The following is an 11,091-nucleotide window of genomic DNA, read 5'->3' as shown; positions in this document are numbered from 1 at the left end:
TCAACTGGGCCGCGAGCGAGCCGCGCAGGTCCGGGTCCGGCACCACCACCAGCACGCGCGAGTCGTATCCCGAGCGCTCCGCCTCTCTGACGTGCTCGCCGGCGCCGCGGTCGTCAGCGTGCAGAACGGCGTCGGCAACGAGGAGCTGATCGCCGAGTTCGTGCCGCGGGTCATCCGCGGCACCATCGTCACGGCCGGCGCGGTCACCGCCGCCGGCACCGTCCGCTATGACGCGCCGGGCGACTCGTGGCTCGGGCCGTTCGAGCCGAAGCCCGCGGGCGCCGACGAGATCGAGCTGCTGGCCCGGCTGCTCAACGAGGGCGGCCTGCGGTCGCACGCGGTCGCGGACGCCCGGGGACCACAGTGGACGAAGGTGGTGTTCAACGCGGCGACCAGCCCCCTGGCCGCGCTCACCGGGCTCACGGTCGGGCAGGTGTGCACCGATCCGGCCCTGCGTACCCAGGTGGAGATCCTGATCTCGGAGGCGCGGGCGGTCTGCGCGGCGGCCGGGATCGAGCTGACCCGCGACCCCGCCGATGCGGTCGAGGAGGCGATCCGGGAGGCGTTCGGGCACCGGCCGTCGATGCTGCAGGACGTGCTGGCCCGGCGGCCGACCGAGATCGACGTGCTGAACGGCGGCATCGCGGACGAGGGCCGGCGGGTCGGCGTCGCCACGCCCGCGCACGACTGCCTGGTCGCGCTGGTGCGCGGCCTGGAGAACTCCTGGAGGTAGGCCATGGACTTCTCCATCGGCGTCGTTTACGTTTCACCCAGCAACTTGGAAAGTAGTTTTCACCAGGTGAAAGTCGGGATATAGCAAGATCACAGCGAGGAGTCCGGCCGTGAGTTCTCACCACGCGCGCCCGCGGCGCGCCATAGTCGCCTTCGGCGCCGCGCTGCTGTTGCTGGCGTCCTGCAGCCACGCGGCGGATTCCGGCGGATCGACCGCGGCCGCCGCCCTGCCCAAGACGCTTGTCTTCTCGCCGCTGTCCCTCGCGCCGCCCGCGCTCAAGGGCCTGTCCGAGGGCGTCAAGGGCTACGCGGGCAGCAAGGGCTGGGAGGTCATCGTCCAGGACCCGAACTTCGACCCCAGCAAGCAGACCCAGCAGCTCAACGAGGTGCTCAGCTCGGGCCGGGCGGGCGCCGGCTGGATCCTGGCGGTGGCGCCGCCGTCGCTCGTGCCGATCATCAAGACGGCCCAGTCGAAGGGCATCCCGCTGCTGGTCAACGGCCGCCCCGACGAGTACGGCTACTCCGGCCCGCAGCCCGGCGTCACGTTCGACTACGTCGACTACGCGGCCGGCGGCAAGGCGCTCGGCGAGCAACTCGGCAACTGCGTCAACGCCAGGATGGGCGGCAAGGCCGACGTGCTCTTCGCGCAGAGTTCCGAGGGTCAGGCCGGCAAGAAGGAGTTCGAGGAGGCCGCCGCCGCGGCGCTCGAGGCCACCGCGCCCGGGTCCGCCATCGTGCAGACCGTGATCGCCAAGGACCGGGCCGGCGCGCAGACCGACATCGGCAACGTGCTGCAGGGCCGGCCCGGCCTGAGCGCCGTGATGGCGTCGAACGACGAGGGCGCGCTCGGGGCGCTGGGCGCGTTCGCCGCGGCCGGTAGGACCGCGAAGTGCGTCACCGACTTCGGCGGCAACGACGAGGTGCTGCAGAACGTCAAGGCCGGCAAGATCTTCGCCTCGGTCGCCCTGCAGTTCCAGGCCGACATGACGCAGTCCTTCGACACCCTCGTGGCGATGCAGGCCGACCCGAAGGCGAACGGTCAGATCCTGATCGTTCCGCAGAAGGTCATCACGGCCGAGGGCTGATGATGTCTGTGATCGCCGAATCGGGTGACAGGGTCGCCTCCGCCGGGAACGAGGGGGACCCGGCGGGGGTCCGCTGGCTCATCTTCGCCCGCGACCGCGGCATCTTCGTCCTCTGGGCCCTGCTGCTGATCGCCTTCAGCGTCTGGGCCAGCCCCTACTTCGCCAGCCTGGACAACGCGATCCTGATCGCCAACGCGGCGGCGCTGACCGCCATCTTCGCGGCCGGCATCGCGGTCGGCGTCATCTGCGGCGCGCTCGACCTGTCCATTCCGGGCACCGCCGCGATGGCCGGCTGCGTCTGCGGCTGGCTGATGACGCACGGGATCGGCACCTGGCTCGGCATCCTCGCCGGGCTGGCCGTCGGCGTCGGCGTCGGCGTGGTCAACGGGCTGATCGCGCTGCGCGGCTTCAACCCCATCATCGTCACCATCGGCTCGTTGTCGGTGCTGTCCGGGCTGGCCGCCGCCCTGGCCGGCGGTTACACCATTCCGGGGCTGACCGGGCTGATGTTCCTCGGCACCGATCGCTTCGCCGGGATCCCGGCGCCGGTCTGGGTGGTGGCGGCGCTGTTCCTGGCCGGCACCGCCTTCCTCACGCGTACCCGGGACGGCATCCGGCTGATGGCGGTCGGCGGCAACGCCGAGGCGGTGCGGCGCTCCGGCGTCAACGCCGAGGTGTACAAGGTGCTGGGCTTCGTGGTGAGCGGCTTCTGCGCGGCGCTCGGCGGGCTGGTCACGGCCGGGCTGGTGACCGAGGCGAACCCGGCCGCGAACCCCGGCATCATCTTCAACGCGCTCACCGCGGTGGCGCTGGCCGGCGTCTCGCTCAGCGGCGGCCGCGGGTCGCTGCCGCGGGTGCTGGTCGGCGCGCTGATCCTCGGCACCATCTCGAACGGGCTGACCATCAAGGGCATCCAGCCGTACTGGGCGACCACCGTGACGGGAATGCTGTTGCTGGGCTCGCTCGTTCTGGAAAAGTGGGTGTCCACAATGGTTTCGCGGCGGCTGGTCAGCACCGCGCAGGCGTCCGCACACACCGGAACGAGGTGATTTCGTGACCGACGCCCCGCCCGCGCTGGAACTGCGCGGCATAGACATGCACTACGGCTACGTGCGCGCGCTCGACGCCATCGACTTCGCGGTGCGCCACGGCGAGGTCGTCGGCCTGCTGGGCGACAACGGCGCCGGCAAGTCGACACTGCTCAAGGTGATGTCCGGCGCGCATCAGCCGACCGGCGGCACGATCCTGCTGCACGGCGAGCCGACCGTCTTCCATTCGCCGAGGCAGTCTACCGCCGCCGGCGTGCAGATGGTCTATCAGGACCTGGCGCTCGTCGACGCGCAGGACATCGCGACCAACCTCAACATCGGCCGGGAGATCCTGCGCCGGGGCCCGCTCGGCTGGCTCGGGTTCGTCGACCACAAGGCGCAGCGCAGGCGGGCCGCCGACGAGCTGGACCGCCTGGGCGTGCGCACCGCGGCGGTGACCCGGCCGGTCGAGATGCTCTCCGGCGGCCAGCGGCAGGTGGTCGCCCTGGCCCGGGCCGCGACCCGGGTCGCCGGCGATCGCAACGGCGTCCTGCTGCTCGACGAGCCCACCGCGGCGCTGGGCTATGAGCAGACCCGGCAGGTGCGCGCGCTCATCGCCCGGATGGCCGAGCGGGGCGTCGGGTGCGTGCTGGTCACCCACAACCTGCCGCTCGCCACCGACGTGTGCGACCGGATCGTGGTGCTCAACCGTGGCCGCAAGGTCGCCGACGTGGCGACGGCCGAGACCGACGGCGACCAACTGGTCGGCTGGATCACCGGCGCCCGCGCCTCGATGTTCGGACAGGTGGCATCATGAGATTTCCCGGCGGCTTCCTCTGGGGCGTCGCGACGTCCGGGCACCAGACCGAGGGCGGCAACGACACCAGCGACACCTGGTTCGCCGAGAACGTGTCGCCGACCATCTTCCGGGAGCGCTCCGGCCCGGCCTGCGACGCCTTCCACCGGTGGCGCGAGGACCTGGACCTGGTGGCCGGGATGGGCCTGTCGGCGTACCGGTTCTCGGTGGAGTGGGCGCGCGTCGAGCCGGTCGAGGGCGAGTTCTCCGAGGCGGCGCTGGCGCACTACGCCGCGATCGTCGAGCGGTGCCACGAGCTGGGCCTCGCGCCCGTGGTGACGTTCAACCACATGACCAACCCGCACTGGTTCGCGATGCGCGGCGGCTGGCTCGATCCGGGTTCGGCCGAGCTGTTCGCGCGCTACTGCGGCGTGCTGATGGACCGGATCGGCGACTCCATCGCGTACGCGATCACGCTCAACGAGCCGAACCTGCCGCGCCTGCTGTCCTGGATCCCGGTGCCCGAGCAGGTGCGCGAGCTCGAGCGGGCCACCCTGGAGGGTGCGAGCAAGGCGGCGGGCGTGGAGCGCTACCGGCTCGACAACGTGGTGCTGGCCGAGGAGCTCGGGGCCATGGAGGACGGCCGGGCCGCCGCGCACGTGGCCGCGAGGGCCGTCATCAAGGCCCGCCGCCCGGACCTTCCGGTCGGCCTGAGCCTCGCCGTGGTCGACGATCAGGCGGTCGGCGACCCCACGATCCGGGACCGGAAGCGCTCCGAGGTGTACGGTCGCTGGCTGCGCCTGGTCTCGGGCGACGACTTCGTCGGGGTGCAGAACTACGAACGGGCCCGCTACGACGCCGACGGCCCGCTGCCGCCGCCGCCGGGCGCCGCGGTCAACCAGATGGGCTCGGACATCTATCCGCCGTCGCTGGGCAACGCCGTGCGCTACGTGCACGGCGAGGCCGGCGTCCCGGTCTTCGTCACCGAGCACGGCATGGCCACCGACGACGACACCCACCGCGCGGCGTTCCTCGAGCCGGCCCTGTCGGGGCTGAGCGACGCGATCGCGGACGGCGTGCCGGTGCTCGGATACCTGCACTGGACCCTGCTCGACAACTTCGAGTGGGTCTTCGGCTACGACCTGCGCCTCGGCCTGGTCGAGGTGGACCGCGAGACCTTCGCGCGTACGCCGAAGCCGAGCGCGGCCGAGTACGCCCGGATCGTGTCGGCCGTCGCGTCCCGGTGACCGCCCGGGCCTCAGAGTCCGGTCGCCTCGCCCCGGGCCAGCCGCCGCACCGCGGCGCGGTCCGGGGCGAACGCGGCCAGCAGGCCCGCGTACTTGCCCGGGTCGACGGTCTCGCCCTCGTGGATCGGCACCGCCACCCGGGGCCGGACCGCGCGCACGTGGTCGACCGCCTCGGCCAGCTTGAGCCACGGCCCGTCGATGGCCACCGCGAGCACGTCCACGTCGCCGGGCGGCACGGTGAACGAGTCGCCCGGGTGGAAGAAGGCGCCGTCGTCCACCAGGTAGGCGTTGTTGGTGCAGCCCGGAACCGGGCCGTACACGCTCGCGTGCAGGCCGCCGTGCACGTCGACCGTGGTGCCGCCGAAGGTCAGCCGGTCGCCGGGTCGGGCCACCTCGAGCCGCGGCAGGGCCGCGACCGCGGCCGCGGAGTCCGGGTCCACCACGAGGCGGGCGCCGGGGCTGGCGGCGAGCAGCGCGGCCACCCGCTCGGTGTCGACGTGGTCGGGGTGCTGGTGGGTGACCAGCACGGCGTCGAGGTCGGTGAGCGCGGCGAGGTCCGACATCGTGCCCGGGTCCACGAGCAGGCGGACGTCGGTCTCCACGAGCAGGCACGCGTGCCCGAGGTGCGTCAGCTTCATTGCGGCCACCCTACTCTCGCTCACAGAACACCTATTCCATACAGCGAAGGCACCGGAGGGTCAAGATGAAGGGTCTCCACCACGTCGGTTACTGGGTGCCGGACCTGCCGGCCGCGGCCGAGCGGATGGCCCGCACGCTGGGCATCGGCCCGTTCCTGGTGCACCGGCACGTCAGCTTCGACGCGTTCCGGATGGCCGACGGCACCGAGATCACCGACCCGGCGTTCTTCGACCACAGTGCCGCCTTCGCCGCCTGGGGCCCGATCGTGCTCGAACTGGCCGAGGTGCACTCGGTCGACGAGGGCCTGGCCGCGGCGTACGGAATCGCCTTCGACCGGATCGGCCACGTCTCGTGGGTGACCGACGATCTGGAGGCCGAGGGCGCCCGGCTGGAGGCCGCCGGCTGCCGGCCGATCCACCGGGCGACGACCGGCGCCGTGCAGGTGGCCTGGTATGACGGGGGCCCGCTCTTCCCGCACCCGATCGAGTTGCACCGGGCCGGGCCGCCGATCCTCGCCATGCACGGCCGGCTGGCCGCGGCGGCGGCCGACTGGGACGGCCGGGCCCTGCTCAGGGGAATCTGACCCTGGACCTGAGGTGGGTTTCACCCCTACAGTCGTCATGGGACTGAAACACGTTATCGCTAGATGAAAGTCAGTCGACCCCGGGAGCGCCACCGTGACCGATCCCCGACCGCTGCACGTGCTGATCGCCGGAGGCGGGCTGTCCGGCCTCGCGGTCGCACAGGGACTCGTGAAGAACGGGCACACCGTCGAGGTCTTCGAGCGGGACCGGGACCTCAACCGCAAGCAGGGCTACTACCTGCACATGAACGCGTTCGGCGGCGAGGCGCTGCGCAGCGTGTTGTCCGACGACCTGTTCGCGCTCTACCAGGCCACGTCGCGCACCACCTACGGCCGGCAGGAGTCGATCGTCCTGCACGACCACTTCGGCGAGCTCAGCTCGCAGCCGCACCTCGGCCCGCCGAACACCGGCGAGACCCCGCACACCGGCGTGCACCGCCGCACGCTGCGCCAGATCCTCAGCGCCCGCCTCGGCGACGCCCTGCGGGCCGGCGCCGCGGTGACCGGCTACAGCGAGGACCGCGACGGGGTCAGCGTCACGCTGGCCGACGGCGGCACCGCCCGCGGCGACGTGCTGGTCGGCGCCGACGGCATCCGCTCCGCGGTCCGCGCCCAGCGGCTGCCCGAGGTGCCCATCATCGCGACCGGCGTCCGCGGCATCGGCGTCTACGGCCGGGTGCCGCTCACCCCGGAGCTGCGCGAGATCGTGCCGGCCACCCTCATGGACGGCGTCGTCATCGCCGTCGACCGGGCCGGCAGCCGCATGCTGGTCGGCGTCTTCGACCCGCGGCAGCCGGTGCACGAGGCGGCCAAGGCGATCGCGCCGGACGTCACGCTCGACCCGGTCGGGCCGTACCTGATGGTGTCCTGCAGCGTCGCGCCGGGCACCGAGGTGCCGCCGTCCGCCGAGTGGACCGGTGAGACCCCGGGAATGCTGCGCGACTCGATGCGGCGGGCGGTCGCCGGCTGGCACCCGGCCGCGGCGGAGATCGTCGGCCGGATGGAGCTCGATTCCATCTTCATGATCCCGTTCGGCTTCATCGTCCCGGCCGCGACCTGGGCGCCGTCCCGGGTCACGCTCGTCGGCGACGCCGCGCACGCCATGCTCCCCACCATCGGCATGGGCGCCAACCTGGCCCTGCGCGACGCCGAGCACCTGGTCGAGCAGCTGACCCGGGCCGGCCGCGGCGAGTCCGGCCTGATCGCCGCGATCGGCGCCTACGAGCAGGACATGCGCGACGTGGCCTACCCGTTCCACGCCATGACGCTCGATCACGACAAGAACTTCGGCGGCGGCGCGCTAGCGCGGGCGTCCGACGCCTGATGACCGGTCGGCTTGCGCGCCGCCGGCCCGCCGGGGCCGCGCTGTCGCGGGCGTTCGGGGACGCGGTGTTCGTCGTCGGACTCGGGGCCGGGCCGGTGATGACGCCGCGGCCGTCGCCGGAGCCGGGCGTCCGCACGGCGTTCGTCGCGGACCCCGAGGGCAACCTCATCGAGCTGCTGTCCCGGCGGGCGGACCGGTGAGGACACTCGGCCTCGGCTGCGGTCAGCCCGGCGGAAGCGCCGAGATCCTGCTGACCGCGGCGCTGCGCGCGGCCGGGGACGCGCGACTGGTCCGGCTGACCGACCTCGAAACGGACGACGACCTCTGGTGGCTGTGGGAGCTGCTCGTCGAGTGCGACGGCCTGATCGTCAGCACGCCGATCATGACCCGGACGATCGCCGCCCGCCTGAAGTCGGTGATCGACCGCCTGCTCGGCCCGAACGCCGACGCGGCCATCATCGAGCACCTGGTCGCGGCGCGCCGCGACGGCAGCGAACCGGCCGTGCCGTTCCGGGTGGACGAGCGGGTGCTCAAGCCGCGGGTGGCCGGCTTCCTCGCGGTCGGCGGCTCGCTCACCCCGCAGTGGAAGACCCTCGCCCTGCCCCTGCTGCACACCGTCGCGTTCTCCATGCACATCGCCGTGGTCGACCAGGTCGTCTTCGGTGGCGCCGGCACGCCGCGGTCGATCCTGCTGGACGCCGCGGCGATCGAGCGGGCGGCGCGGCTCGGCGCCAACGTCGCGTCGCAGCTGGGCGTGGCCTTCGACGACGCGCGGTATCTGGGCGAGCCGGGGCTGTGCCCGATGTGCCACCTCAGCGTCGTCGAGCTGGCCGGCACCGGCGTCACGTGCGCGACCTGCGGCAGCGCGGGCGAGCTTGCCGACGGCGGCACGATCCGGTGGACCGACCTCAGCTCGTCGGTGCTCTCGATGGCCGAGAAGCGCGCGCACGCCCTTGAGATACAGCAGACCGCCGCCGCGCACGGGCACAGGCGGGCCGAGATCGACGCGCGGGCCGCCGAGTTCGGCACCTTCGAGCACGTGGTGCGGCCGTGACCCCGTACGGGCTGCGGGTCGAGCATCTCGACCATCCGCTGGGCCTGCACACCGCGTCGCCCCGGCTGTCGTGGCGCCTGCCGGAGGGCGTGATCAGGCAGAAGGCGTACCGGATCCGCACCGGCAACGGATGGGACACCGGGTGGGTCGTCGGCGGGCGCAACCTGCTGGTCGACTACGCCGGTCCCGCGCTCCGGTCCGCCGAGCGCGTCACCTGGCAGGTCAAGGCGTGGACCGACCGGGGCGAGAGCGACTGGTCGGCGCCGGGGTGGTTCGAGATGGGCCTGCTCTCGGCCGGGGACTGGACGCAGCCGTGGATCGAGCCGGGCGCGCCGCTGGTGCGCACCACGTTCGTGGGGCGCCCGACCCGGCTCCACCTCACCGCGCACGGGGTCTACGAGGCGTTCGTCAACGGCGAGCGGGTGGGCGACGCGGAGCTGACGCCCGGCTTCACCCAGTACGACTCGCGGCTGCAGGTGCAGACCTACGACATCGGTGCCCTCGTGCGCGACGGCGAGAACGTGCTCGCGATCGTGCTGTCCGACGGCTGGTGGCGCGGCCGCACCGGCGCGCTGCGCTCGGCGCGGCAGTGGGGCACCCGCGTCGCGGTGCTGGCCCAGCTCGACGACGGCGTGACCGGGTCGTGGAGGTGCGCCCGCGGGCACCTCACCGGCGCGGACCTCATCGACGGGCAGCGTGTCGACCTCTCCGCGCTGCCGGTCGGCTGGACCGAGCCGGGCTTCGACGACTCCGGCTGGGACGACGCGCCGGTGGCACACCACGACTACGACACCCTGGTGGACTCGCCGGCGCCGCCGGTGCGCCGGGTCGAGGAGATCGTGCCGGTCGCGGTCACCCGGCCGAGCCCCGATCGGCAGGTGGTCGACCTCGGGCAGAACATCAACGGCTGGATCCGGCTGAGGCGCCTGGGTCCGGCCGGCACCCGGATCACCCTGACCCACGGCGAGCACCTGGACGCCGGCGGGGACCTGACCACCGACCACCTCCGGCCCGCGTTCCCGTTCCTTGCCGCGTCGCTGCCGGCCGGCATGGTCGACGAGGTGACGTCGGCGGGCCGGCCGGGCGAGGTCTTCGAGCCGCGGCACACCACGCACGGCTTCCGGTACGTGCGGGTGGAGGGGCATCCGCAGGAGCTGACCGCCGACGACGTGCGCGGCGTCGTCGTGCACACCGACCTGCGCCGCACCGGGTGGTTCTCGTGCAGCGACCCGCGCATCGACCGGCTGCACGAGGCGGCGCTCTGGGGCGTACGCGGAAACGTCTGCGACATCCCCACCGACTGCCCGCAGCGGGAACGCGCGGGCTGGACCGGCGACTGGCAGCTCTTCGTGCCGACCGCGGCGTTCCTCTACGACGTGGCCGGGTTCAGCACCAAGTGGCTGCGGGACGTGGCGGCCGACCAGTGGGCGGACGGGACCGTGGCGAACATGAGCCCGTGCCCGCCCGCCGAGGGCCAGGGTTCCCCGATGTCCGCGCTGAACGGCTCGGCCGGCTGGGGCGACGCGGTGGTCATCGTGCCGTGGGAGCTCTACCGCCAGTACGGCGACGAGCGCGTCCTCGCCGAGCTGTGGCCCGCGATGCGGGCCTGGATGGACCGCGCCGAGCGGATGGCGCGCACCGGGCGGCATCCGGACCGGGCGGCGGCCCGGCCCACGCCCGAGCCGCACGAGAAGTACCTGTGGGACACCGGATTCCACTGGGGAGAGTGGCTCGTCCCGGGCGAGGAGCCGCCGCCGTTCGACGCGATGCTGACCGCCGACCGCGGCGACGTGGCGACTGCCTACCTCGCCCATTCCGCGAGGCTCCTGGCGCGGATCGCGCGGGTCCTCGGCCGCGACCGCGACGTCCGGCGCTACGCGACGCTCGGCGACCGGGCGGCCGGCGCCTGGCGGCGCGAGTTCCTCGCCGCGAACGGCCGGCTCACCCCGGACACCCAGGCCAATCTGGTACGCGCGCTCGCCTTCGACCTGGTGCCGCGGGCGACGCGGCGTGCCGTGGCGGACCGCCTGGTCGAGCTGATCCGTGCGGCCGGCAACCACCTCGCCACCGGCTTCCTGGCGACGCCGCACCTGCTGCCGGTGCTGGCCGACGCCGGGCACCCGGACGTGGCCTTCGACCTGCTGGGCCAGGACACCGAGCCGTCCTGGCTGACGATGATCGACCGCGGCGCGACGACGATGTGGGAGCACTGGAACGGCGTCGACGCGGCCGGCGTGGCGCACGGCTCGCTGAACCACTACGCCAAGGGCGCGGTCGCCTCGTTCCTGCACCGCTACGTCGCGGGCCTGCAACCCGCCGAGCCGGCCTACCGCCATTTCCGGGTGCACCCGCACCCGGGCGGCGGCATCACCTGGGCCGAGGCCGTCCACGAGTCGCCGCACGGCCGGATCGAGGTGCGGTGGGAGCTGGACGCCGAGTTCGTCCTGAAGCTCGCGATCCCGCCGGGCTGCACCGCCGAGGTGAGGCTGCCGGACGGGACGACGACGAGCCTCGGCCCGGGCCGGCACACCCGGTCCGCACCGGTGAATCGGGCACCCGCCTGACGGGCGTTGCGCCGGGCGGGCAGAATCGGCGGCGGGAGG

Annotated in this window: 11 protein-coding genes; 10 read left to right on the top strand and 1 reads right to left on the bottom strand. The window is 73.2% G+C overall.

Going from position 1 to position 11,091, the window contains the following annotated elements:
- The 5 genes from AB0F10_RS23550 to AB0F10_RS23530 form a co-directional block, all read left to right on the top strand.
- The coding region (locus AB0F10_RS23550) for a 2-dehydropantoate 2-reductase (protein ID WP_360628758.1) at positions 1-733 on the top strand (733 nt) is incomplete at its 5' end.
- A 109-nt stretch (positions 734-842) separates the two neighbouring features.
- The gene (locus AB0F10_RS23545; protein ID WP_360628755.1) at positions 843-1,817 is read left to right on the top strand and encodes a substrate-binding domain-containing protein; all 975 of its coding nucleotides are present in this window, start codon (positions 843-845) and stop codon (positions 1,815-1,817) included.
- Positions 1,817-2,866: an ABC transporter permease gene (locus tag AB0F10_RS23540; protein ID WP_360628752.1), complete on the top strand. Its 1,050-nt coding sequence runs from the start codon at positions 1,817-1,819 to the stop codon at positions 2,864-2,866. Before AB0F10_RS23545 ends, AB0F10_RS23540 begins: the two co-directional genes overlap by 1 nt.
- 4 nt (positions 2,867-2,870) lie before the next feature.
- Positions 2,871-3,662, top strand: coding sequence for an ATP-binding cassette domain-containing protein (locus tag AB0F10_RS23535; protein WP_360628749.1), 792 nt, complete (start codon positions 2,871-2,873; stop codon positions 3,660-3,662).
- Positions 3,659-4,888, top strand: coding sequence for a family 1 glycosylhydrolase (locus tag AB0F10_RS23530; RefSeq protein ID WP_360628746.1), 1,230 nt, complete (start codon positions 3,659-3,661; stop codon positions 4,886-4,888). Before AB0F10_RS23535 ends, AB0F10_RS23530 begins: the two co-directional genes overlap by 4 nt.
- An 11-nt stretch (positions 4,889-4,899) precedes the next feature.
- On the opposite strand, the gene AB0F10_RS23525 is transcribed toward AB0F10_RS23530, so the two are convergent.
- Entirely contained in the window at positions 4,900-5,526 is a 627-nt protein-coding gene (locus AB0F10_RS23525; protein WP_360628743.1) for an MBL fold metallo-hydrolase, read from the bottom strand.
- A gap of 65 nt (positions 5,527-5,591) precedes the next feature.
- On the opposite strand from AB0F10_RS23525, the gene AB0F10_RS23520 reads away from it, so the two are divergent.
- From AB0F10_RS23520 to AB0F10_RS23500, 5 genes are all read left to right on the top strand, one after another.
- The gene (locus AB0F10_RS23520; protein WP_360628740.1) at positions 5,592-6,110 is read left to right on the top strand and encodes a VOC family protein; all 519 of its coding nucleotides are present in this window, start codon (positions 5,592-5,594) and stop codon (positions 6,108-6,110) included.
- A 94-nt stretch (positions 6,111-6,204) separates the two neighbouring features.
- Positions 6,205-7,434 (top strand): NAD(P)/FAD-dependent oxidoreductase, encoded by a 1,230-nt coding sequence (locus AB0F10_RS23515; RefSeq protein ID WP_360628737.1) that lies wholly within the window; start codon positions 6,205-6,207, stop codon positions 7,432-7,434.
- The gene (locus AB0F10_RS23510) at positions 7,434-7,634 is read left to right on the top strand and encodes a hypothetical protein (protein ID WP_360628734.1); all 201 of its coding nucleotides are present in this window, start codon (positions 7,434-7,436) and stop codon (positions 7,632-7,634) included. The genes AB0F10_RS23515 and AB0F10_RS23510 overlap by 1 nt, the downstream gene beginning before the upstream one ends.
- Complete coding sequence (locus AB0F10_RS23505; protein WP_360628731.1) at positions 7,631-8,488, top strand: NAD(P)H-dependent oxidoreductase; 858 nt, start codon at positions 7,631-7,633, stop codon at positions 8,486-8,488. The genes AB0F10_RS23510 and AB0F10_RS23505 overlap by 4 nt, the downstream gene beginning before the upstream one ends.
- Positions 8,485-11,052 (top strand): family 78 glycoside hydrolase catalytic domain, encoded by a 2,568-nt coding sequence (locus AB0F10_RS23500; protein ID WP_360628728.1) that lies wholly within the window; start codon positions 8,485-8,487, stop codon positions 11,050-11,052. Before AB0F10_RS23505 ends, AB0F10_RS23500 begins: the two co-directional genes overlap by 4 nt.
- Positions 11,053-11,091 lie beyond the last annotated feature (39 nt).

It is taken from the genome of Actinoplanes sp. NPDC026623 (assembly GCF_040638275.1).
Classification (GTDB): Bacteria; Actinomycetota; Actinomycetes; order Mycobacteriales; family Micromonosporaceae; genus Actinoplanes.
Note: the sequence above shows the minus strand (reverse complement) of the source record. Positions and strands in the feature narration are given on the sequence as shown.

Coding starts and splice junctions, on each gene's coding strand:
- AB0F10_RS23540 (WP_360628752.1), top strand. CDS start 1,817: ATGATGTCTGTGATCGCCGAATCGGGTGACAGGGTCGCCTCCGCCGGG.
- AB0F10_RS23530 (WP_360628746.1), top strand. CDS start 3,659: ATGAGATTTCCCGGCGGCTTCCTCTGGGGCGTCGCGACGTCCGGGCAC.
- AB0F10_RS23525 (WP_360628743.1), bottom strand. CDS start 5,526: ATGAAGCTGACGCACCTCGGGCACGCGTGCCTGCTCGTGGAGACCGAC.
- AB0F10_RS23520 (WP_360628740.1), top strand. CDS start 5,592: ATGAAGGGTCTCCACCACGTCGGTTACTGGGTGCCGGACCTGCCGGCC.
- AB0F10_RS23510 (WP_360628734.1), top strand. CDS start 7,434: ATGACCGGTCGGCTTGCGCGCCGCCGGCCCGCCGGGGCCGCGCTGTCG.